Source organism: Chitinophaga sp. 22308 (assembly GCF_052045305.1).
Classification (GTDB): domain Bacteria; phylum Bacteroidota; class Bacteroidia; order Chitinophagales; family Chitinophagaceae; genus Chitinophaga; species Chitinophaga varians_A.
Genome location: NZ_JBQEOP010000001.1, coordinates 49,211 through 72,592, shown reverse-complemented (window position 1 = coordinate 72,592; position 23,382 = coordinate 49,211). Strand labels below are relative to the sequence as shown.

Here is a 23,382-nt window from a genome sequence, read left to right as displayed (position 1 = left end):
CTGACTACGACATCGTAATCTCATTATCTTTCAACCGCTGATAAATCTGCTGTAACATACGGCTTTTAAACGCCTCTTCCTGGTGTACGTTCTGAATCCATACCTGTAGCTTCAACGCTACGCTGCTGTCATTGATGCTCTTCACCAGTAACTCAGGCGCCACCTTGCCTATAATGATATCCGAAGTGGACACCTCTTCCAGGATAATTTCCTTCGCCAGCGGCAATGCCGAGGACGGAGCGATGGTCAGCAAAAGTTCTGTCCGTACATGATTATTGCTGAGTGTCCAGTTAATCAGTTTGGAAGATAACAGATCGCCGTTAGGCACCGTTACCTCCGCACCTTCCGTGGTCACCATTCTGCTGGACCTGATGCCGATGTCTTTCATCCGGCCTTTTTGGCCCGCGACTTCCACATAGTCACCGATCTTCAGCGGGCGTTCAAAGATGAGGATCACGCCGGACACGAGGTTGTTCACAATATTCTGTAAACCCAAACCAATACCTACGCCCAGGGCACCCAGCACCACGGTGATCTTGTCCATCGGCAAACCGGAGGCCGCAATGGCTATCAGGAAACCGGCCACCAGCACCAGCAGGCGTAACAGCAGCAACCGGGAACTTTTCTCTTTCACTTCCCCGATCTTATCGTCGTCTGTCTCCCCAAAGAAATAACCGATGTATTTCTGGAAAAGATTCGATATCAACAAGATCACAAAGAACAAGAGGATATTGCCCAGCGTAAAGGACGTATTGCCGATAATTCTCGGTGCGGTGATGAGGCTGCTGACCCCGGTGTATAATTCATTGTAGATATTCAGATTGGTGGCAAATACCATCAGCCATAATACCACGACCAGCGCCACCAGGATTTTATGTAACCCTGCACGTATCTTTTCAAAATCGAAGCGTGCTGTAATACCACCCGCAATGCGGCTGGACTGCATCTGAAGATAGAAGGCTTCTTCCACGATCTGTATAAACACCGTTAAGCCAATGATCTGTAACAACCCGGCGATCGCGGCGGTACTGTATACCTGCGCGATACTCAAACGGCCAAACAGGTTAAACAGCGCCGCCAGCACGTTCAACACCACGAAGATCATCGACACGATCCGGACCAGTCTACCGGCAGATAAATTTTTATAAATACGGAAATAAATAAACAAGCCGGTCACCACAGACAGCACATTCAGCACCAGCATCCATATCCGGACACGCACGTCCGGCACAACCACTGCCGCCGTGGCGGTGGTGAACAGGTATAACACGCAAATGGCGATCCAGTACACAAACATCCGGCGTTCCCACCTGCGCCAGAACAGGACCGTCAGCAAAAACAGTAAAAAGGATTGCAGCAAATCCAGATAAGCCGCAGGGGCATGCAGATCAAAGAAAGAGGCGATGTTAAGAATAATCACCAGCGTTCCTGAAAAAGGAAGCGCCCGGAGATACTTTATGTAAGGTGGCAACAGCAGCTCGGCCCTGCCCGCCTTTTTTATTCTTCTGAATTGTTTGTTCACCCGGAAGAAAAATACCACTCCTATCAAAAACATCCACAGCCAGTTTTCGGAATGAGCACGGGAATAGTAGTTCAGTATTTTTCCCAGTCCTTCAAAGGATTTGGAAGATTGCTGCGCCAGCGTGGCAGCCGAAGAATCAGTACGGACTTTGTCTTCCCACAGGTAATTATATTCCTTACCTAAAGATTTAATACTAAAGACCCTCAACTGCTCATTGACTTTATTCTCCAGTTCTATCGCTTTGAAATAACTGCCGGAAACACCTGCCTGCAACACGGCTATTTTATCCAGATGCAGCGTAGTGGCTTTCTTCGCGTCGTCCCATTTTCCTTTTAGTTCTTTCAGTTCGGGCAGGTAAAATTTCCGGAAAGTAGTGTCTGCCTTGATCTGCCTTACAAAAGAATCTTTAGTGAAGGCCATCATTTCTGCATTCATCCTCACCAGTTCCTTGTTGTATTCAAACAACCGGGAGCGCCAGTCGTCCAGATGTTCACGCATATCTCCCAGCAGCACGTGAAACATCTGCAGGTTACGGACATTCAGGACTTTATTGTACAGCTTCAGGTTATCTTCAATGATTTGCAGATTGGATTTCATTTCCGGCAGCTCTGCTTCCATACCGCGTGTATCAAATCCCCTGGCTGTGATATCATTGATACGGTTGAGGGTATTATGAAGCTCCTCCATGCGTATCAGCAGGCTGTCGGCGCTCAGTTTTGCAGGGCCCGGGGCAGCCGCGGCGGTGGTGTCTTTTCCGGCGGGTTGCGCGCTGGCGATGTTTCTCCCCAAAATAAAACAGCACAGGAAGACAAGTATTACCGGTATCCTCTTGGTGCATGTGCCATACAGTGATTTTGTCATGTGTCTATAGGAAATAATGCCCCATCCGGAAAGCATACGCCCGATGGGAAAGTTAAACAAGCATTAAAGAGGTGACGGGTTATGGGGACCAATAAAAAAGCATGACAAATATAATAATATTCTTTCAATTGTATATTTTCTTTCACGGCGGGCGACAAAAAAAGCCCCATCATCCTGCCGATGACGGGGCTTTTGAATATAACTGCTACAAAAACTCATTTCCCGGGGGAATGCAGTTTATAAAAATCGATTCCTTCTGTTCCCCATACCCCCTGGCAATAGTATACCGTATTTTGTTTATCCTGTCCTATGAGGGCGGCACCGGAGAAATCCACCCATTTGGCCTTACCGGTAAGTTTGTCCTGCCCCGGCGCCGCAGCGTTGTTGCCATTCTCAACACCGGCATAACAGAACACGGTCCGTTGCTCAAAGTCGAAATTATACAGGGAGGCTCCCTTCACTGCCAAAATAGACCCGTCCGATAAAACCATCATATTGTTAAAGGCGTACAGCATACCGGTCCAGTCCACTACGCTGAGGTCCATCATACCTCTGCCTTTCGTATCAGGCACGGTATCATAGGAACGGAAACTGAACGCTGCGGCGGCAGCCTTTACCGAGGCGATAATATCTTTCTCTTGTGTGTCATATTTCACAATAAGCGTACGCCAATCATCCACATCTGCCATTCCGTACACATATCTCCCCAAAGGATCTACAAAACACAAGCTGCTGGCCACATGCGCGCCCGGCGCCATGATAGGCGGGGTATTATTGGCGGCATAACCGGCGTTCATCAACGGCGTTACTTTCCCCGTCATATCCATCCGGGAGATCACCAGCAGATTATCCGCCCACACTTCCTGGTTAATACTCCCATTGCTAATGGTAGACTTCCAGGCTGAATGATCGCTGGTATTGCTGGGCGGCACATAATAATTGGTGTAGAGAAGATTGCCCTGCAGATCAGTATTCAGGTACATCGCTACGATCTTCATACGGTCAATACTTCCCTGGAATGGCGCAGCATCGCCGTTCACCGGCGCAACGCCTTTCACCACCAGCGTACGGTTAAGCGTAGTAATACGCTTGCTGGCCACGTCCATTTTACATAACCGGAAAATATAATTATCCACGGTATCCACTGATGGCTCACTATCTTCCATAGAAAAAAACAACGTATTGCCGTCAAAGGAAATAGCGCTGCCAAACACCTGCTTCACGGTTAGCTCCATACCTTTATCATCTGTCACCTTATCGCCGGCAGCAAGGACTTTATTTACCTGCCCGCCGGTGAGCGCATTAATCTCCAGCTGATTATCAAACCAGATACTCCCGTTCCTGTCACAATGCACATCCCGTATAAAAGCATAGCCATGTTGTATAAGGACATTGGCATTCGCCGGCATCCAATGCAACAGCTTATCCACTACCAGCGTGGTATCTGTTTTCCCGATACTGACTGCAAAGTCCCGGATAGACACCGGCGAACCATGAATGGTGATTCCGTTGGCAGTGACAGTGACCGGCCGCTCCGGCCCTACGCCCATTTCCTTCGTGATAACAAAACGCACCACATCCACCATTACCAGCGGGATACCATCGGTAATGGTGTAAAGCTTGTTGGGGTCGATTTGCTTGTGTTCGACCGGCTTTATCAGTACGCCGCCTACCCGAATCTCACTTCCCGGCCTGTCAGTAAACAGCTTTCCAATCAACATCGCTGTATCACCTACTACCCATGTTGATGGATACTGCCACCCATACTGCCCATACTGGCCGGAAAGCTGATAGGTACTGGCCAGCCAGGGCTGTGTCTCCACCAGCGTTTTATGTTCGTCCACCTTACGGCAGGCATTCAGCATCAACAGCAGCGCCATGCAGCACAAGCTCCATGCAGCTGTATGAACGGTAAATATCTTTCTCATGTTGTCAATTTTTTAATAGTTCTTCAATGCCTGGATAGTGAAAGTGGTTTGCAACGATACCATTCTGCCGGTACGCGGGTCTTTATAGGAAGCCGGATGATTCTCCGGATAACCGCTCATTAACAGCGTGTAGGCGTGCCCGGGCGATACCGCCAGTGACACCCTGGACAATACATTGCTGCTGTCGGACACTGAAAAGACCTTGATGGAAAAGGTGTCCTGCCTGACCACATTCATCGGGAGATAACCCGTATGGTCACCAAAATGTGTAGCCGCCGGGAGCTCCGCCGGAATTTTTTTATTGAAGGTCAGAAAATACTTACCATCTCCCGGGCTCAGGTTGATCAACCGCATGCCGACCTGCCCGTCAGCAGGCTTAAAGACATCTGTTGTTACCAGGCTGCGAAAATCACCACAGCTGTCTCCATAAAACACCAGTGCCGGGTTTTGGCTGTCTATTTTCACGCTGTCGGTCAGCAGAATAGTTCCTGCGCTGTCTACCAGTCTCAGTGTATGCGTTCCTGTTGGCACGGGCCAGAAGGTCGGCCACCCGTTGACGATAGCCGGATGGGAAACTGCATAGCTGCCATCGAAATAGGGATGTTTGGAAACGTGGTCTGCATCCCACACATAGTTGCTGTCCCGGCTGTCGATCAATATAAAATTGGCCCTTCTCCTGGCTGGCGAAGTCAGTTCTCCCTGCAAAGCGGTGGACGCGTTATAGAAAAATATATTCCCGTTGCCGGCACCCGGCAATGGCGTCACGTCCTTGTTACATGCAGACAGCACACCAAACACGATCAATAGATATAAAAATTTATTCCGGATATAAGCGGTCATGATATTTCTTTTTTAAAATGAATAGGTAAACTGTAACAACCAGTACCGGCCAGGCTTGTATCTCCTGTAGATATTATCGCCTTCCATCAGGATTTTACCATCTGGCTGTTCTACCGGTTTCTCAGCATCGTACCGCTGATTATAATTCAGGTCTTCCACAATACGGTAACTTTGGTCCAACAGGTTCTGCACACTGAATTTTACCTGTAATGACTTCACGATACGCTGTGTAACAGACAGGTCCAGCAGGTGCATCGGTAACTGCAACAGGTGCGGACGAATATAGCTGTCGTCCCAGAGCGTGTCCGCCTTGGTACGCTGGCTCTTTGCGTAGATACGCGGTCCGCTCACATTATACACCAGCGACGCCTTGGTGCCGCTGGAAGGGTTTTCATAGAACAAGCCGGCATTCACCACATAAGGGGATTGCCCCTGTAATGGTTCACCCTTTTTATGGATACTGTCCACCGCATATACGGAGTTAAAACCGTGCGTCACGGTACTGCTCTTTATCAGCGAACCATTCAGTACCACGGAAAAATGCCGGAACAGGTTTCCTCCCATAAACGACAGGCTTTTCTTTATCTCCGCTTCTACGCCGTACACCTCTGCGCTGACAGAATTGAGATAGCTGATATTGGTGAAATTAAAAAAGAGGCCATAGTCAGAGGCGGATGTTTCCCTCCGCATACGTTCAATGGGGTTCTGCAGGTGTTTGTAAAAGAACCCTACGTTGAACACTTCGTTTTTATTCTTTTTAGGATATAGTTCTGCCCGAAGATCATAGTTATCAATGACAGCGGTTACGATCCTGGGGTTACCCATAATATTTTCGTTGTTCTGAAAATCGAAATCGTTATAGGGCGTCAGCTCGCGGAAATCCGGCCTGTTGACCGTACGGCCGTAACTACCACGGAGTACCAGTGAAGAACCGGGGAGATAGGTAATGTTCACGGACGGCAGCAATACTGTTTTGGGACGGTCCACATAAACGGGCTGCAGACTGGTAGGGCCATTGAATCCTGACCTGGCGCCTGACAGCTGCTGACGGTCGTATTCCAGGCGAAGGCCGCCATTCAGCACAAGTTTTTCGCCGGCTGCTTTCCAGTCGCCCATCACGTAACCGGCGTGATACTGCTCACTGGCCACATAGGCATCCACCGGACTGGTGGCGTCATAGATGCCAAGGCCGGTATTATCGTCCTTAAAATAATAGGAGCTCCACACCTTCGGCAAGTCCTGCTGACTGAAGCGAAGCAACTGCTGGTTGATATTACCATGGTCGTTGAACCAGCCTAAATCATCCTGACCAACAGGCAGAAACTGATCGTTGGTAAGGCCTCCTCTGTTTACCCGGAAAAACCGGCGCCCTACCTGTCTTGTTTTAAACAGGTTGTAAGTACCTGCCTTCAGCGAGAACTGGGGCTTTACCTGGAAGGTATAGTCTATCGCGCCGCTGTAGATCTGTTCCAGGTTTTTGATATACAAACGGCTGATCATGCCCAGGTAGTTGGTGCGGACCGCCCTCCAGCTGGTGTCATTGTCCAGCGAAAAATCATAGAGATGGACAATGCGCTGGTCCGGCAGGTTTTGCAGATCATAGGTGTAGCCGGTATTCCATTCCAGGGTGTGCTGTTTTTTTGCGCCCAGCACGTGTGACCCGCCTAAATGACCGGCATACAACGCCCTTTGCTGAAAGGAAAGCACGATGTCTCTTGTGCGGTATTGGTTTATATTCAGGCCTACTCCCTTAGGTTCATTGGGCCGTTGGGTATTGACGCTGGTAAAACGGCGGCCGTCATTCACAAAAAAGTTCCGCAGAAACAACTGGTGCCGGTCATTCAATTTCAGGGTGAGGTTTTCGAGGATATTAATCTTACCGTTTTCCGATGATTGCTGACCGTTTCCGATTTTGTTATTATCCAGCAAACTACCGCCTGCATTGCCGTTTCCCTTGCCGGTATAAGGTTGGTCTGTATTGCCCTTCTGGAGATAGACATCATAGCCTGTTGTTTCTTTCGTATAGGTGATGGCGGTGAGGTCGTATAATTTGGCGCTGCCTACTTTCCAGCTGTTATAGTAATTGGCAAACAACTGCATATCGGGCAACGTATAGCGGGTACCGTAGTCCAGCGTAGGCGACATGGCAGATAACCAGCCAGATTGTTTCACATCGGTTACCTGTCGGTTGCTTTCAAAGATACTGGGGGAAAAGGAAGGCAGTTTACGGCCTCCGTCGTCAAATCCAAGGAAATCATATTTTCCGCCGTTGTGACTGATACTGTTTTTGAAGGTAGCGCCTTCGCGGTGTGCCACCTGGAGGCCCATATCAAAATGTTTCACGGGCATGGCATTCTTTGTGGAGATTTTCACCGCGGCGCCGGCATAGTCTGCCACAAGATCGGCCACCGGTGATTTATACACCAGGATCTTGTCTATCACGCTGCTGGGCAGCAGATCATATGCAAATGCTTTGCTGTACAGCTCCGTGGAGGGGGCGAGACTGTTATTCAGAAATGTCAGGTTATAACGTTCGTTCATGCCACGCACCACTATAAAGCGGTCGTCCACCACGGTGACGCCGGAAATTCTTTTCACAATTTCAGCAGCATTTCTGTCGGCAGTTTTTGTGATCAGTTCACTGGAGATGCCGGACACCACACCCGTAGCGCGGCGTATTTCATCGATGAGCTGGGCTTCTGTGCTGTGGGTGACAGATTTCACCTTACGCGGACCGGCGTCTATCACTACCTCATTCAGCTTGTTGGAGATTTCCATTTTTACGTCCAGCACTACGTCTTTTCCCGCGGGGATGCTAACGTTGCTTAGGACAGCCGGGGAATAGCCGATGTAGCGTACCTCCAGGGTATATTTACCGGCAGGCAGGTGTTTCAGCTCGTAGAAACCTTTTTCATTGCTCAGGGTGCCGCTCTTGCTGCCGCTGATCAACACGGTGGCGCCGGGCAGTGGTTGAGAGGTTTCAAAATCCACCACACGTCCCCGGACATTTCCTTCTCCTTTTGCGGCATTATTGTCAGTTACCGGTTTCGCAGGGGCTATGATGATATAGTTGCCTTCTTCCCTGAATGTAAGCGTGGTATTTTTTAACAGGGCCTGTAATATCTCCGACAGCGGTTTTTGGGTAAAGGTGACAACCGGTGCGTTGTACCGTTGTACGTCTGCCGGAATAAAAGCGAAGTAACTCTTAGATTGTTCCTGTAGTTGCTGTAATGCCTTTCCCAGCGGTTGTCTGTTGAAACTGATGGTTACCTTGTTGTGTAACCGGTTTTGTGCAAGTGTGTTCGTCGCCGACGCTGCCAGCAGCAGCATTATCCATGACAATACCGTGCCACTTAAACGCAAGCGTTTAAGAACATTTTTTTTCATAATTTCGATCTTGTTTTATAGTAAAGAGAGCAACAATGCAACAGGCTGCAACCCTGTTTCATGCCTTGTTCGGGGACGTCTGCTTCAACGGGCGTCCTTTTTATTTTTACATGTTTTTATTTAATAGATTAAGAAAGCTGTATCATTCAATTGTTTGGTGGCTAAGCTATTCAGCTGTCCCAATGCCTGCACCACTTCTTTTGCCGGCATGTACCTGTTCAGCAGGATATTATATGTCTGACGGCGTACCTTGTCCCTGGTGGTTTCCAGGCGCACGCCATACATGACTTCCATGGCCGTTCTCAGATCGGTAAAACTGGCGTTGTCCAGCTGCAGCTGCGTTTCTTTCCAGGCGGCGGCCAGCCACACCGGCACCTGTTGCTCTGTAAAGCGGCCCGTTTGCTGGTTGACAGTTATCTGTTTGCCGGGAAGCAATACGTCCAGTTGTTGTTGATGATGGTCCACGGCCACCTTCCCCGAAGCTACCGTCACCAGGATTTCTTTTGCAGCGTTATGACGTACGCTGAAGGAGGTGCCCAGTACACGGGTCTGCACCGCGCCGCTCAGCACTACAAAAGGATGCGCGGCATCCTGCCGGATATCAAAAAAGGCCTCACCATTTAATAAGGTGATGCTGCGTAACGACCTGCCAAACTGAATAGTGTCAAATGCCAGACGAGTATTGGCTTTCAGCCATACGATGCTTTTGTCCGGTAATACAAGGCGGTAATTTTTTTCCGCGGTCGCTACTACCAGCAGATGGTCCTGCGGTATGTTATGTCTTTGTTGTAACAGCCACCCGCCTGCACACAACAACAGTAACACCACAGCGGCAGCGGCCATCCAGCCCATGCGGTATCTTTTATTGCTTACCCTGGCCACCGGGGCAATTTGCAGATGTGCAGCAATCGCCTGCGCCATGTTGTCCGGCATCTGCTCGGTCACTTCTTCTCTCCATGTCTCCTGCAGGTAATCGTCCAGCAAATGCGGCGAATGGTGCAGCAGCCGGGACACTTGCTCCGCTTCCACCGGCGTACATTGATGATGAATAAAACGGTCCAGTAATGTTTTGTCTATGGCCATTACGACAAACTTTTATGTTGATGGTTGCTTATATCACGTTTGCACAATACGAAGGGAGTAAGCGTCAGGCAGGAGTTAACCTTTTGGTAACATTGGAGATGTTAGCGGGGAAGCTGCGCTTTGAGGAATTTGAGGGAGAGGCCGATCTGTTTCTTGACGGTGGCCGCGGAAATGCCCAGCTGCCGGGCCACTTCCTTGTGTGAAAATCCGTCCTGCTTCACCAGGGTGAAAATCTTCTTTCTGTGCGACGGCAGCCGATTGATAGATAACTGTAACTGCGTCATCCGTTCTTTATAATCGAGCTGTTGCTCCGGCGGAACATCGCCCGGAATTTCCTGTGGCCATTCCGACAAAAGCTGTTGCCGGCTTGTTTTTTTACGGAGGTAATCTATCACACGGTTACGGGCATAGGTAAACAATAACGGCAGTACATCCTGCTCTGTGTCTACTTCATTTATTTTTTGCCAAAGGCTCACATAACAGTCCTGCACGATATCTTTTGTGTCTGATTCATCTTGTGTGAGCTTCTTTACAAACTGGTACATCCTGTCTTTGGTGGCCAGAAAGACCTGGTTGAATCTTTCAGCAGCGGGGTCCTGTTGCGGGGACGGGCGCCATCTTCCGGTGTTGCCGGTGGCAGCGTCAGGACAGTTATTATCGTGAGGTTGATTAAGCGGCATGTTTACAAGTCCACCGCAAAAAAAAGAAACTAATGTTAGTAAATAGTTAAGGATAACTTATCCTGCAAAAAAAAGCCGCTATCTGAGCGGCTTTTTTACAGGATAAGTTAAACGATTACAACACCACCACTTTTCCGGCAGGAACAATTTTTAATTTCTTTCCGTAGGACGTAGCATCCAATGTTTGTTGTAAAGTAGCAATCGGTTCTATATACATGGAGAAGGTAGAATGATGTACCGGCGCAATAACATCGGGATGCAGCGTTTCTATGATCTTCAGACAGTCCGGAGAATTTAATCCGCGGCGGCCGATGCTGCCATCAGAGCCAACGGCGCCCATATCGGGAATAAACAGGTTGATCTTCCCATAGCGGGTATACTGCTGCATGTCATCAAACCACACTGTATCTCCTGTCCAGTATACACGGTATACTTTGTGATTTACCGTATACTCGATGATGTAGCCATTGCCTTTTCCCAGTTCGGTTTTCAACGGATCGTCTTTTGCATGCATCGCTTCCACGGCGATGATACGCAGCGTTTCATCTCCTTTTTTAAACACGGTGGTATCGCCCCATTTAAGACCCGTAACATGAGCGAAGCCCCACTCTTGTATGGTGACTGTGTTAGCGGCCGGAGCGACCACGCTCAGCTGTTTGTTCAGCGCAGTCCTGGCTTCACGATCGAAGTGGTCAGCATGCGGGTGACTTACCAGCAGTACGTCAATCTTCGACGTGTCAAATACGGCGGGGGCAATTAAACGCCGGATATAGGCGTTGGCTGCTCCGGTGGAAGGGTGTTTTTTGATCATAAAGGCCGAATCGCCTTTCGGGCTAAACATAGGGTCTGTCAGTATCTTGAAGTTTCCCAGCTGTAACACATAAGTAGGACCGCCTATCCATTGAAATGTTTTTTTGTGCTGCGCAGCTGCCTGTCCTGCTACCAGGACGCCAAGGATAAACAGGTAGATTCTAAAGGATTTCATTGTTTGATGCTTTTATTGTGCTGTTGATTTGATACGTCAAAGCTACTGCACAGCAGCATCAGAAAACATAGACAATCCTGACAAATGCATGGACAATTCGATGCAGGTAGGGATGAGGCCCGGTTATTTTAAATACAATTCTATGATTGTCAATCTGCTAAAAGCTATTATTCTTTGGCATCATCATATCACCTGCATTCACCGTATAAGTAAGTTCAGGGTAAATGAAATCCAGGCTTCTGTTCTCCTCTCCTCTCAACTTATAAAATGCAGTCTCCTGCTCCTTATCCGCCAATATCAACCGCTGCCCGCCGGAAAAGTAAGGCTGTCCTTCCTGAAACTGAATATATGTTTTAGATGTCCGGAAAGTGATGCCCAGCCATTTGTTGCCGGCTGACGGCGGCTTCGCACCTGTAACTGCATCCAGCACAATTTTATGCTGAAACTGCCTATTGGTGTCCAGTGAAAATAATATCACCGAATGGTGTGTCAATGAAAGTTCAGATTCATCGCCGGTCACTTTATGCTTGATTTTTAGTTTTCTGGTCTGATGTTCAGACAGCGCAGCAGGTTTTTCATAACAGGAAAAGAGCGCTATATAGGAGCCTTCCGCCAAATCCAGACTTTGGTCTGAATGATAATTCATTTTCGTATAGTCAGTATCGTAGACTTCTATCAGGGCATTATTGAAATCCGGTACCGGCATTTCTGTCAGCCTGGCCTGTATATGTCCGGCAATCATGCGGTGAATGGGCAGAAAATGATAGGCGGGCATATTGTATTTCGTAGTGGTTCTCACTATCGGCACACCTTTATCACACACATCTACCAGATGATTGCCCAGCCGGCCTTTTGCGACGGATTCAAAGTCAGTGGCGCTGCTCAATTCAGTGAATAAGTCTGCGTCAGTATCAAGGGTTATTTTAGAAAAGGCTGCAACTGTCATCTTACAATATTGGTTTCTCGTAATCGCCCGCGTTCATACTGAAATGAACCGTTCCATATGCCATTATTTTCTCCGACTGATTTTCTTCGCGGTAGGCACTTCTCAGGTCTTCCTGCGTGGCTGCTGTCATTTTCTCCAGCGGAATGAAACTGCCCTTGTCTTTGATATAAGTCTGGTTATTCACATGCTGTGCTTCCAGGTTTGAACAACGCACCACGTAGCCCATCCTGGTAGGGATCATGTCAGCATTTAGCATAGATGGCCTGATCTCATGCGTGTACAGCCGGTTGGTAGACAGCGGTATCATAAACACGGAACCAGGATACAATGTCACGCTAAACTCTTTCTCCAGCGTATCATCGTTAACAGTGTTTTTTAATTTGAAGTGTAGCTTTGTGAAGCCGGTAACCTCTTTATAACATCTGTCAAACCTATCGGTAGTGGAAGGTTTCAGGTGTTGGACATCAACATTGTCATAGAACGTGCAAAAGACGATCAGTCCCTCCGGAGGCATATCCTTTGTTTTATCAGAATGCGCTTTAATCCTGGATTTTATTTCCTTTTCTGTGTCTTCTGTTTTAGCCCTGTTTTCATATATCTGTGCCAATACATGGTTCAGGTCTGTTTTATATTTGAAGACATATTTAACAGCTTCATTCAACACATTGATGATGTAACGGTCTGTGGCCCTGAAGTTATCAGTAGGCCCGGTCAGGTTGCTGGAACATCTCAACAGATGGTAATGCAGTACTTCTTCGTTTTTATCATTTTCCACTCTACTGACCTGGCTGAGATATATACCTTTTCTAAAAGCTTTCGATGGCTTGTTTGATTCCGTTAATTCCTGGAATTCGTGTTCTGATTTTATCTTGTTGAAGTATTGATCATCGGTAAACAGCTTTCTAAAATATACCCCGGCGTGGCTGACAATAATGGGCACTTCGCCAAGTGTGATGATATGTATATGCTCTCCGTTATAATTTTCATAATTATAAGAAAGCTCTTTTATGAGATATACGGGGCAGCTTGCTTTGTTGAGGCCGGCCATGTCACCACAGACATAGATCCTCTTATCGCCGGTATTAGCCGGTATTTCGGTAAAACCGGTTACCACTGATCCGCAAAACCTGTTGATCAGGTCAAGGGTTTCCGCATTGGCCGTTTTTTCCCCGGGTAAAACAACCAGTATGTTCCGGTCTTTAGTGATTTGGTTTTCAGTTGACAAGGTATTCATGAGCATTCCCTATAGTTCTTTAAACTATTAAAATTAACACTTTACGGATAAACCTTTAAACAATATTTTGGTGTTTCCCATCACAACCCATTATTACTATTCTGATACAAACACATTATTTATACTATTTTAAGAATAGTATAAAAGGGCGGACTTTTGCATTGTCAAATCAAAAACAGAAAAATGGAATACAGAAAATTAGGACAGTCTTCGTTGGAATTATCCGCCATTACTTATGGTGCATTTGCGATCGGAGGCAATATGTGGGGAGGAAATGAACGGAAAGACTCGATTGCGGCCGTCCATGCCTCTATCGATCATGGTGTTACATCCCTGGATACCGCTCCATTTTATGGCTTCGGGCTCAGTGAGGAATTAATTGGTGATGCCCTGACGGGTAAAGACCGCAGCAAAGTACAGATACTGACCAAATTCGGGCTGGTATGGGATGGTAGCAACGAAGGCAAAGGTGAATACTTCTTCGATGCCGCAGAGAACGGAAAAGTGATACCGGTATATAAATATGCAGCGAAACAAAACGTGATAAAGGAAGTCGAAGAAAGCCTCAAAAGGCTGAAGACAGACTACATCGACCTGTTACAACTTCACTGGCCGGACGCTTCCACACCCATCGATGAAACGATGGAAGCCATGCAGGTTTTAATCCGCCAGGGTAAAATCAGAGCCGGCGGAGTAAGCAATTACAGCCTGGAACAAGTGGAAGCTGCCGCCGGGACATTTAACCTCGCTTCCAACCAGGTGCCCTACAGTATGCTGAACAGAAGTATAGAGCAGGACTTACTACCCTATACAACAGCGCATAACATCGGCATCATCGCTTACAGTCCGCTGGAGAGAGGTTTGTTGTCAGGAAAATACTTTGCCGACGCAACATTAAAATCGGACGATCATCGTAACGATTATTTCGGACAGTTCAACCCGGAAAAGGTAAAAGCTCTGTTAGCAGCCCTTCAGCCGCTGGCAGAAAGCAAAAAGGCTTCACTGGCGCAACTGGTGCTCCGCTGGACTTCCCTGCAGCAAGGCATATCCGTGGTACTGGCAGGCGCAAGGAACGCAGCCCAGGCCGAGAGCAACGCCAAAGCAATGGACATCACACTGACCGCCGATGAACTGCAGTTCATCCGGCAGGAGCTGGCGAAGCACTAACCAGTTCCCAAAAGAAATAAAAGCACAAACAAATGAACACATCAATTTTTAATAAAATATCCATGTTGGCAGGCGCTGTTATGATAGCTGCCCTGCCTTCCCTCGGACAAACGGCCGACACCAGCTGGTATCGCTCCGCCTACGGCCAGCATGACGAAATCGGCGCCGCCAATCTGCTGTCGCCGGCAATAGTGATGCAGTCCATCAAACTCGTCAAAACAGGCAAAACGCTGCCACTGGCCGTGCCAGTAGACAAAAACCTGCCGGCGTTCCGGCACCGCAGCTTTCACCTGTACAATATCCAACCTGGCGAACAGGGCGGAAAAACCCTCGGCCCCAACAAATTCAGCTTCAACGACGAACTGGTGAACGCGTGGACCGGCGTAGGCACACAGCTTAACGGCATCGGCCACATCGGCATTGACAACGTTTATTACAATGGTAATAAAGCCGTGGATTTTGTTACTGTGGAAGGCGTGGAGAAACTGGGCGTCGAGAAAGTACCGCCAATGGTTACACGCGGCGTGGTACTGGACATGACAACACACTACGGAAAACCAATTGTGCCCGGCGGTATGGAATTTACCGTTGCGGATATACAGGCGGTACTGAAAAAAGAAGGCCTCACCCTGCGCAAAGGCGATGTGGTACTCTTTAACACCGGCTGGCTGGAGCTGATTGGAAAAGACAATAAACAGTTCCTGGAAGTGGAGCCGGGCATCGGCATGGAAGCGGCCAAATGGCTCGCAGAACAAGGCATTGTGGCCTTTGGCGGAGACACCTGGGCATCGGAAGTATACCCCAATCCTGGCACCAAAGAAGAATTTCCTGTCAACCAGTTTATGCTGGCTAAAAAAGGGATCTACAACCTGGAATTGATCGACAGCCGTCCACTCGTACGCGAGAAGGTATGGGAATTTTTGTTCGTATTGGGACAGCCGCTGTACGTTGGTTCCACGCAGGTAAATATTAACCCTGTGGCTATTTATTAAACACACTACCGGTACAAAGTATTTGCATAGCCCACTCCCCGGAGTGGGCTATCTTTTTATACCGCTTGTGGTTTGGCTTTTTTATTTGTAGTTTAAAACCTGCTCTTTCTGAATATTACCACTATGAAAAGGAGACATTTTCTCAGGAATACTTCGTTATCGCTGGCGGCCGGTTTAAGCGTGCCCCTGCTCGGCTCCGCTACAACGCCTTTACCAGGCAAAGACACTTTCACGCCTATACGATTTGGCATCATCAGCGACCTGCACCAGGATTTTACCTACGACGCGCCTGCACGGCTGGAAGCTTTTATCAGCGACATGCAGCAACTGAAACCAGATATGATCATACAGCTGGGAGATTTCTGTCAACCTAAACAGGAAAACAACGTGATCATGGACATCTGGGACCGGTTCAAAGGTCCGGCTTATCACGTAGTGGGCAATCATGAAACTGATGGCGGCTTCACGCCCGCCGATGCCGCTAAATACTGGAAGATCCCCAACACCTACTATTCCTTCGACCTGAAAGGATATCATTTTATTGTGCTCGATGGCAACGATACCAATCCCGGCCATCAGCCCAAATGGAAATATGAGCGTTTCATCGGCGAAGAACAACTGCAATGGCTGGCGAAAGACCTTGACAGCACACCATTGCCGGTGATCGTGTTCTGCCATCAGGGATTTGACAATGATAATGCCGTGGAAAACGCTGCCCAGGTAAGACTGCTGTTTGAACATGCCAATAAAAAAGCAGGCTTCCGAAAGGTACAAATGGCTTTCTCCGGTCATTTCCATCAGGATTATTATAACTGTATCAATGACGTACATCACGTACAAATCAACAGCGCTACCTACTTCTGGCGGGGCACCCGTTATGTCGATGAACCGTTTGATGCCGCCATCCACAAAAAATATCCGCTGATGAAATACATGTCCTTTTACCGCGATCCTCTATGGGCGCTCGTGGAAATCCACGTCGACGGCACTACGAAAATAACAGGCCGTAGCAGTAGTTTTATCGGCAAAACACCCACAGCGCTGGGCATGCCGGAAAACGACTGGACATACCCCGCGGTGCCTTATATTTCCAACCGGACGATAAAACTGAGTAAGCGTAGGGTATAAAAAAAACGCCCGGGTCGTCCCGGGCGCTGCCTTATTCCTGTAAACTATACACGTTCAATACGTCGCCTGTCCGATATCAAGGCGATCAAACTTACCTGCCGGCCCTTCGTGAAACTTAAAGAACACCTTAAATGTGCCCCAGCTGCCGGCTTTGAAATTGCCATATATGTCTTTGCCGCCGTTTTCCACCTTGTCAACAGAGAGGAATTTCTCATTCCCCAACGCCTTTGCAAAGAAGGATTTAAAATCGACGGTATTGCCATCATCCGTCATGGCAGGATGATCGGTAAAAAAGGAATACCAGCTTTTATCGCCGGCCTGCAGCGCTTCGATCGCTTTTCGTACAGCCGGATGGGTGATTTCAGATATATCCATAGCTTGTTTTTTGGAAGATGATTGTTCCGCCGTTTTCCGGGGATGGCTTTGTCCGCTGGTGCGCACCGGCATCCCCAGCGTTATCACGACTATAACCGGGATGATGTGATACATGGTTACACGTTTTTTAGCGGGTATTGCAGGTAGATGATCACCAGGTTGAGTAGCAGAAAGGGCAGTTCTATCAGCACACCTTTCATGTCTCTGTCCTGCAGGTGAAAACAGATAATCAGCAGGATGCCCAATGCCATCAGGAAGTTGCCCCATACAAACGTTCTCGGGAAAAGTATCAATACTGCTGCCAGTATGGTAATGGCCCCGTTGATCATGACACCGGTCCGGCCCAGGCCCCATTTGCCAAACATCTCCAGCATTTCCGGCTTCCCGGAAAACATGGCATAGCCCTGTTTAAAACCCATAAATACAGCGAAAAGAATCAATATGGCATTGATGATTTTTAAGATCATGACAAACAATATTAGTGGGAAAACCAGTGTTGACGGTAACAAAGCTCGACAATATAATTTACTGAATTATGGTGAACTTTTCGCTTTTTTAATGGCATGCCTTTAAAAAGGGACAGCCCGCTCAAATGAGCGGGCTGTCCCTTTTTATGTTAAACAATATCCTAAAACAGTTTACGCCATACATGGCTCATAAAACGAAGCTTCCAGAGGTTGCGACGGATGTTCTTCACACTGCCGCGGCGCATTTCCCCGAAAATGGGCGTTTTGTATTGTTCTTCACCCTGTGTGGCTATCTGTAAAGCGAGGCCAAATTCTTCGTTGAGCGTGGCTATCACCCAGCCAAGCAGCAGGTCGCGTTGGCTGTGGCTGGCGCTGGCATCGAAATTATTGAGGTACACCATTTCCCCCCAGCCGGCGGTCTCCTTATGGGAAGCTGCCAGCAGCTTCTGCATGAAAGGGCTGCTGCTAATACTTTTCAGCTGCTCCTGCGATATGCGGTTAGGCCCTTTTACGGTGATTTCACTGAGGAAAAAAGGCAGGTTGTCCATATGCCGCAATACGGCATGCAGCTTATCTTCCCCATGATAGGCATGCATAATGCCCGGCTCAAATTCCGCTATTTTGATGTCACGGGCCATCTTATCGTCCAGCGACTGGAAAATGCGCAGGTCCAGTCCCTGTGAATCGGTTTTGAACCAGTCGATGTACCCGATATTCAGCTCCTGTAATACCTCCGGGATGGTGCGGGTCATCAGTTTGGTTTCCCGTTCCACTTCGAACTTATCCGCAAAAGCATAAGGCTTCAGATCTTCCGTACGGGGCACCAGGAAGCTGGAGCAGTAAGGCGACCGTGTCAGATAGAACGGCTGCCCGTCGCTGGAAGTGTCTGCCACCACACAGTTAAAAACATACAGTTTCCGGTAATTGTCGTTCTCTTTGACAATGTACCCGTACTTTCGGTCGTCCGGATCAAAGGCAATGCAGACAGCATATTTCGCGATCTTCTTCCACCTGAAATGGATGGCGCCCGATGCTCCGATATCCACCAGTACAGGTGGCTGATTCGTTAATTCCGGTGTATTGAGTACTTTATCTATTAATGACATCTGTATGCTGCTGTTTTTTTAATTGTGGATAACCCGCTGAAATACCGGTAAATATAAGCACCATTCGCAATATATAAAAATAACAATGGGCATCGCTTACCGGCCACAGGCGGGCCTTAGTTACGTCCGTAATACCGGGATTTCTCCAGGAAAGCCGTCACGGCCGCCTGATCGCCATAATTCAGCGTGATAATGTCTTTTATCGCCTGCCCCTTCTTTGTGGCGTGCTGGTAGTACGACTTACAAATGGCATATCCCATGAAATAGCCCAGGTCTCCCATGGTTTTCGTGGTGGAACCGTTGTACAGCCAGTTGGAAAAATCTTCTCCCAGCATTTCTTTTTTGAATGCCGCTTTCAGCTCCTGCTCGTTCTTCCGTCCGTACTGAAGGTAAGAATTCATTAAAGGCTCTTTTAAGATCAGCTCCGTGATAAAATCACAGGCACCTTCTTGTAATGCCTGTCCCAGCAATATTTTGGCCTCCGCCCGTTGCTGGGTATGCACATATTCATGCACTACCACCGGGATGATATTGTCTGTGCTTTGCGCCTGGAAGAAGTTCGCCAGCCTTTTGTCCGGAAACTCCGACACGTCCGTGTATTTATTCCCAGTAGCTATTTCCGTTCCTATCAGGACCAGTGAATCCCGCACGGTGCCAGCCGCGCGTACAGCCGTGATCGTGAAAAAGAGCTTCGCCGGACGAAGATCAGGGTACAACACCTTAAACTCCCGTATATGCGCTTCGATAGCAGGCATCTTAGGTTTTATTTTCAACGTATTTTCCCTTACAGAAGCCCAGAATTTAGGATACTTGTTGACAGCCGTTACCAGTCTGGCCGCATCGAACTTCCTGAGTTGCATGAACAGCCTGAGCCCCTCCGTGCCTTTATCGATGTACAGTGACTGCATCAGCGCAATCTGCCGCGTGGTGTCCTTGACCGTCGTCACACTGTCAAAAGCCGTCCAGAAGTTATCAACATCGGAGGTAAACACGCGCGGAGCGTCCTGCGCCAGCACCCGGGCGGAACAGGAAAACATCAGCAGGAATGCGATACAACAGACAGGAAAACCGGTTTTTCTTTTCATGTAAGGTTTGATTTGTTGGCTGAGGAATTACCAGGTAAAATAAAGAAAAACGGGCATCTCCCCAATTTACAGGAAACAGTATTTTGTGTTATGGAATACTGTAGTTATTTCATCCTATATAAAACGACCAAATTGTCCGCTGCTAAAACCCTTGCCATGATGTTCCCGAAAAGGAGGCTGCTGCCTGTTTTTTTACTTTCTTTTATGTCGATGTTTTTCGCTTGCCGCTACAGGCATGCCGACCCTGTAATAGCAGGTCAACAGGCTTATTTCAACGCTATCGCGCGTAACGATGTACCTCTCGGTACGCCACAGGAAGGTGACTGGCGTGCCACACACAAAGAAAAAGCACAAACGTTTGACTCATATAAGGCCGCCCGCCCGGTAAAAACTACGGCCGCCCGGTCGGTGATTTATTTATTGCCCGTGGGTGAGTTTACCCCGCTTCAGGAAAAGATACTGGAAGCTGCCCGGGAGTATACCGCTATCTTTTTCCAGCTGAAAACCGTGCTGCTGCCGGCCCGTTCAGACAGCGCTTTTCCCCCCGGCACATTCCGGCAGCGGGAAGACGGCCATATCCAGTTACTGGCGCCTTATATACTGGATAGCCTGCTAAAAGGTAATATCCCGAACGACGGCATCACCCTGATGGCCATCAGCGCCCTGGACCTGTATCCGAAAAGCGACTGGAATTATGTGTTCGGTCTCGCCTCCTATACGGACAAGGTAGGCGTATCTTCCATTTACCGGCTACAGGACAAAACACTGGACACATCTAACTATATCACTTGCTTAAAGAGGCTCAATAAAGTCGCTTCACACGAAATCGGCCATATGTTTTCGCTGCGTCATTGCCTTCACGCCCAATGCGTCATGAACGGCTCCAATAACCTGCATGAAACCGACCAGGCACCCAATCGCCTCTGTTCAGCATGTCAGCAAAAACTGTATTGGAATCTCCGGTATGATCATCAAAAAAGGTTGGAGCAACTGGTCAATTACTGCCATCAACACCAATTACAGCCCGACCAGCGCCTACTGCAAAAAGACCTCGACGCCATCAGATAAAATGTACATATTGCTCTTTTCCCCCGCATCTCCCTTTTCTCCGGTAACGTTCTCGGTGATTTATATGCCCGAAGGGTTGCAAAGTAACCGGTTTCGGGCGTAATTTGTTTAGAGAAACTATATCAACCAGCATTATACTATAGCATCAGGGAAGCAGAGAAGCAGAAGAAGCCTGTTCACCACGTCTTTCATATACTGACAGTGTCTTCCATGTATTGTGGAACAAAGCACGCCTGATCCGGCCGTATGCCCGGCCGGCAGCGCTTTCCGGCAAACACCGCAAATATTTATCTAACTAATATCCGGGGGAAATATTTATGAAAAAATGGCTACTTCCTTTATTGCCAGCGACACTGTCCATCACCATTGTCACTAACGGCCACGCCTATGCGCAAAATGCTGCTACCGCTACCTGGGCGCTTACTGCTACGCAACAGGTAGCAATTTCAGGAAATATCTCCGCTGCAGCGAAAACGCTCGCCGGCCTGAAGACCGACACGAGCGGACCTCTTCCCCAAATCGCCTTCCCAGGCGCTGAAGGCGCCGGCAGGTTCGCACAGGGTGGCAGGGGCGGCACGGTATACTACGTCACCAATCTCAATAACTCCGGGCCCGGCAGTCTGCGCGACGCTGTCAGTCAGCCTAACCGCACCGTCATGTTCAAGGTTTCCGGCACCATCAACCTCTTAAGCGCGGTAGTGCTCACTCAGGACAACGTCACCATCGCCGGGCAGACCGCCCCGGGAGATGGCATCTGCCTGGCCAACTACGGCATGGGCATACGGGCCAATAACATCATTGTACGGTACATCCGCAGCCGCCCCGGCGATATTATCCTCAATCCCAACGACACCGCAAAAGCGGTGGACGCCATGTACAACAACTTCGGGTCTCCCGTTACCAAGCCCTATTCCAATATCATCATAGACCACTGCTCCATGAGCTGGTCTACCGATGAAGCAGGTTCTTTTTATGCAATCTCTAATTTTACACTGCAATGGAGCCTGTTGAGTGAAAGTCTTTACAAGTCCAGACATGTTAAAGAAACACCGCACGGCTACGGTGGCATCTGGGGCGGACAACAATCTTCTTTTCATCACAACCTGCTGGCCAGCCACAGCAACCGTAATCCGCGTTTCTCCGGTAGCGCCAACACCGGCCAGCCGGAACTGGAGTACGTCGATTTCCGGAACAACGTTATCTACAACTGGGTGGGATCAAGCTATGGCGGCGCAGGCGGCCATCAGAATATGGTCAACAATTACTACAAACCCGGTCCGGCCACCACGGGCAGCCTGAACTGCGCCACCAGCAACCGCCGCCACCGTATCCTGCTGTATACCACTTTCAGCGTGTCACTGGCCGGAGATACCATTCCCGGTGGAAAATTCTATATCAAAGGTAATTATGTTCCCGGTTACCCCTGCGTGGAAGAAACCACCGATACTTCGTCCAATAACTGGACCTATGGCGTGCATCCTGACGGACAGCCCGGAGCAGCGGCCGCACTGGCCAATGCCCGCGTCAATACGCCGTTCCCTTATGCGCCGGTGACCACACAATCAGCACAGGATGCCTTTGTCTCCGTCACCGCCACCGCAGGCGCTATCCTGCCCCGCAGGGATACCGTCGACAGGCGTATCATCAGGGAGACACGCACCGGTACCGCTACCTTCGGCGATACCAGCTATCATGCGCCAGGGGCGGGCAGCCCGTCCGGTATCATCGACAGCCAGAACACCGTCGGCGGATGGCCCACGCTCACTGCTTCCACCTACCCCGATGATACAGACAACGACGGGCTGCCCAACTGGTGGGAGAAAATGAAAGGCGGCGACTCCATCAGCATAGCAGCCAATAGCGTTGACAGTGACGGATTTACCATGCTGGAAAAATACCTCAACGCTATCCCTTCACCAGACCAACAGGTGACTTTCATACAAACAGCCGGCATCCGCACCGGCGGAGATACCGTACGCATCAGCTTTGACACCGATTGGGCGAAAGACGTTTTTGCATTCGGTATCTTCCGCTCCACCGACAACACCAACTTTACGAAGATCGCCACTATCAATTCCAACATCAACCAAACACACTACGTTACTGACGATCCAGCCGCTCCGGCCCAAACGTGCTACTATAAAATCGGCAGCTACCACCCTAATGGTACCGGTGATACCGTATACAGCCAAACCATCACCCTCGGCAACGCGCTGATGATGCGTCAACAGGCCAACAAAGCATTGAGGCACGCCCTGTCATCTCCCGTAAACACCAAAAACAGCAATATCACAATATACCCCAATCCCGTGTCAGACAGGCTGACAGTGGGCCATCCGGCCGTAAAAGGCAGGGCAGGCATCACCCTCTACACGGTGGACGGGCAACGGGTAAAAACCTGCATCGCCGCCAACGGCGCTACAACTACCAACATCAACACCGGAGAACTCGGCAACGGCACCTACCTGCTGGTAATGGACAACGGAGGCGTCAGGACAGGAAAGGTGTTCCTAATTTTTAAATGATTG

Annotated in this window: 18 protein-coding genes; 5 read left to right on the top strand and 13 right to left on the bottom strand. The window is 48.9% G+C overall.

The features are described 5' to 3' along the window. Positions 1-4: 4 nt before the first annotated feature. The 9 genes from ACTJJS_RS00285 to ACTJJS_RS00245 form a co-directional block, all read right to left on the bottom strand. The gene (locus ACTJJS_RS00285; protein ID WP_440661954.1) at positions 5-2,383 is read right to left on the bottom strand and encodes a mechanosensitive ion channel family protein; all 2,379 of its coding nucleotides are present in this window, start codon (positions 2,381-2,383) and stop codon (positions 5-7) included. Positions 2,384-2,598: 215 nt separating this feature from the next. Continuing rightward, positions 2,599-4,311, bottom strand: coding sequence for a hypothetical protein (locus ACTJJS_RS00280; RefSeq protein ID WP_440661952.1), 1,713 nt, complete (start codon positions 4,309-4,311; stop codon positions 2,599-2,601). Positions 4,312-4,323: 12 nt separating this feature from the next. Then, positions 4,324-5,151 (bottom strand): hypothetical protein, encoded by an 828-nt coding sequence (locus ACTJJS_RS00275; RefSeq protein ID WP_440661951.1) that lies wholly within the window; start codon positions 5,149-5,151, stop codon positions 4,324-4,326. Positions 5,152-5,163: 12 nt separating this feature from the next. Continuing rightward, positions 5,164-8,538 (bottom strand): TonB-dependent receptor domain-containing protein, encoded by a 3,375-nt coding sequence (locus ACTJJS_RS00270; RefSeq protein ID WP_440661949.1) that lies wholly within the window; start codon positions 8,536-8,538, stop codon positions 5,164-5,166. Positions 8,539-8,658: 120 nt separating this feature from the next. After that, positions 8,659-9,621, bottom strand: coding sequence for a FecR family protein (locus tag ACTJJS_RS00265; protein WP_440661948.1), 963 nt, complete (start codon positions 9,619-9,621; stop codon positions 8,659-8,661). A 101-nt stretch (positions 9,622-9,722) separates the two neighbouring features. Further along, complete coding sequence (locus tag ACTJJS_RS00260) at positions 9,723-10,301, bottom strand: RNA polymerase sigma factor (protein WP_440661947.1); 579 nt, start codon at positions 10,299-10,301, stop codon at positions 9,723-9,725. 115 nt (positions 10,302-10,416) lie between these two features. Then, positions 10,417-11,286, bottom strand: a complete 870-nt coding sequence (locus tag ACTJJS_RS00255; RefSeq protein WP_440661946.1) for an MBL fold metallo-hydrolase — start codon at positions 11,284-11,286, stop codon at positions 10,417-10,419. A gap of 157 nt (positions 11,287-11,443) precedes the next feature. Next, positions 11,444-12,232 (bottom strand): hypothetical protein, encoded by a 789-nt coding sequence (locus tag ACTJJS_RS00250; RefSeq protein WP_440661945.1) that lies wholly within the window; start codon positions 12,230-12,232, stop codon positions 11,444-11,446. 1 nt (position 12,233) lies between these two features. Further along, entirely contained in the window at positions 12,234-13,466 is a 1,233-nt protein-coding gene (locus ACTJJS_RS00245; RefSeq protein WP_440661943.1) for a hypothetical protein, read from the bottom strand. A gap of 183 nt (positions 13,467-13,649) precedes the next feature. On the opposite strand from ACTJJS_RS00245, the gene ACTJJS_RS00240 reads away from it, so the two are divergent. From ACTJJS_RS00240 to ACTJJS_RS00230, 3 genes are all read left to right on the top strand, one after another. Beyond that, positions 13,650-14,633 (top strand): aldo/keto reductase, encoded by a 984-nt coding sequence (locus ACTJJS_RS00240; RefSeq protein WP_440661942.1) that lies wholly within the window; start codon positions 13,650-13,652, stop codon positions 14,631-14,633. Positions 14,634-14,665: 32 nt separating this feature from the next. After that, entirely contained in the window at positions 14,666-15,625 is a 960-nt protein-coding gene (locus ACTJJS_RS00235) for a cyclase family protein (protein WP_440661941.1), read from the top strand. A gap of 123 nt (positions 15,626-15,748) precedes the next feature. Then, positions 15,749-16,753, top strand: a complete 1,005-nt coding sequence (locus ACTJJS_RS00230; RefSeq protein WP_440661940.1) for a metallophosphoesterase family protein — start codon at positions 15,749-15,751, stop codon at positions 16,751-16,753. Positions 16,754-16,807: 54 nt separating this feature from the next. Here ACTJJS_RS00230 and ACTJJS_RS00225 read toward each other — a convergent pair whose 3' ends face one another. The 4 genes from ACTJJS_RS00225 to ACTJJS_RS00210 all read right to left on the bottom strand — a co-directional run bounded on the left by ACTJJS_RS00225 (position 16,808) and on the right by ACTJJS_RS00210 (position 19,786). Continuing rightward, entirely contained in the window at positions 16,808-17,242 is a 435-nt protein-coding gene (locus ACTJJS_RS00225; RefSeq protein ID WP_440661939.1) for a hypothetical protein, read from the bottom strand. Positions 17,243-17,244: 2 nt separating this feature from the next. After that, positions 17,245-17,595, bottom strand: coding sequence for a DoxX family protein (locus ACTJJS_RS00220; protein ID WP_440661938.1), 351 nt, complete (start codon positions 17,593-17,595; stop codon positions 17,245-17,247). A 161-nt stretch (positions 17,596-17,756) separates the two neighbouring features. After that, entirely contained in the window at positions 17,757-18,701 is a 945-nt protein-coding gene (locus ACTJJS_RS00215; protein ID WP_440661937.1) for an FkbM family methyltransferase, read from the bottom strand. 116 nt (positions 18,702-18,817) lie between these two features. After that, on the bottom strand, positions 18,818-19,786 hold the full coding sequence (locus ACTJJS_RS00210) for a DUF2268 domain-containing putative Zn-dependent protease (protein WP_440661936.1): 969 nt from the start codon (positions 19,784-19,786) through the stop codon (positions 18,818-18,820). 204 nt (positions 19,787-19,990) lie between these two features. Between ACTJJS_RS00210 and ACTJJS_RS00205 the strand changes: the two genes are divergently transcribed. Together ACTJJS_RS00205 and ACTJJS_RS00200 are read left to right on the top strand one after the other, a co-directional pair. Beyond that, on the top strand, positions 19,991-20,854 hold the full coding sequence (locus ACTJJS_RS00205) for an archaemetzincin (protein WP_440661935.1): 864 nt from the start codon (positions 19,991-19,993) through the stop codon (positions 20,852-20,854). Between the two features lie 317 nt (positions 20,855-21,171). Further along, on the top strand, positions 21,172-23,379 hold the full coding sequence (locus tag ACTJJS_RS00200) for a T9SS type A sorting domain-containing protein (protein WP_440661934.1): 2,208 nt from the start codon (positions 21,172-21,174) through the stop codon (positions 23,377-23,379). Positions 23,380-23,382: the final 3 nt, after the last annotated feature.

Coding starts and splice junctions, on each gene's coding strand:
- ACTJJS_RS00285 (WP_440661954.1), bottom strand. CDS start 2,383: ATGACAAAATCACTGTATGGCACATGCACCAAGAGGATACCGGTAATA.
- ACTJJS_RS00280 (WP_440661952.1), bottom strand. CDS start 4,311: ATGAGAAAGATATTTACCGTTCATACAGCTGCATGGAGCTTGTGCTGC.
- ACTJJS_RS00275 (WP_440661951.1), bottom strand. CDS start 5,151: ATGACCGCTTATATCCGGAATAAATTTTTATATCTATTGATCGTGTTT.
- ACTJJS_RS00270 (WP_440661949.1), bottom strand. CDS start 8,538: ATGAAAAAAAATGTTCTTAAACGCTTGCGTTTAAGTGGCACGGTATTG.
- ACTJJS_RS00265 (WP_440661948.1), bottom strand. CDS start 9,621: ATGGCCATAGACAAAACATTACTGGACCGTTTTATTCATCATCAATGT.
- ACTJJS_RS00260 (WP_440661947.1), bottom strand. CDS start 10,301: ATGCCGCTTAATCAACCTCACGATAATAACTGTCCTGACGCTGCCACC.
- ACTJJS_RS00255 (WP_440661946.1), bottom strand. CDS start 11,286: ATGAAATCCTTTAGAATCTACCTGTTTATCCTTGGCGTCCTGGTAGCA.
- ACTJJS_RS00250 (WP_440661945.1), bottom strand. CDS start 12,232: ATGACAGTTGCAGCCTTTTCTAAAATAACCCTTGATACTGACGCAGAC.
- ACTJJS_RS00245 (WP_440661943.1), bottom strand. CDS start 13,466: ATGAATACCTTGTCAACTGAAAACCAAATCACTAAAGACCGGAACATA.
- ACTJJS_RS00240 (WP_440661942.1), top strand. CDS start 13,650: ATGGAATACAGAAAATTAGGACAGTCTTCGTTGGAATTATCCGCCATT.
- ACTJJS_RS00235 (WP_440661941.1), top strand. CDS start 14,666: ATGAACACATCAATTTTTAATAAAATATCCATGTTGGCAGGCGCTGTT.
- ACTJJS_RS00230 (WP_440661940.1), top strand. CDS start 15,749: ATGAAAAGGAGACATTTTCTCAGGAATACTTCGTTATCGCTGGCGGCC.
- ACTJJS_RS00225 (WP_440661939.1), bottom strand. CDS start 17,242: ATGTATCACATCATCCCGGTTATAGTCGTGATAACGCTGGGGATGCCG.
- ACTJJS_RS00220 (WP_440661938.1), bottom strand. CDS start 17,595: ATGATCTTAAAAATCATCAATGCCATATTGATTCTTTTCGCTGTATTT.
- ACTJJS_RS00215 (WP_440661937.1), bottom strand. CDS start 18,701: ATGTCATTAATAGATAAAGTACTCAATACACCGGAATTAACGAATCAG.
- ACTJJS_RS00210 (WP_440661936.1), bottom strand. CDS start 19,786: ATGAAAAGAAAAACCGGTTTTCCTGTCTGTTGTATCGCATTCCTGCTG.
- ACTJJS_RS00205 (WP_440661935.1), top strand. CDS start 19,991: ATGTCGATGTTTTTCGCTTGCCGCTACAGGCATGCCGACCCTGTAATA.
- ACTJJS_RS00200 (WP_440661934.1), top strand. CDS start 21,172: ATGAAAAAATGGCTACTTCCTTTATTGCCAGCGACACTGTCCATCACC.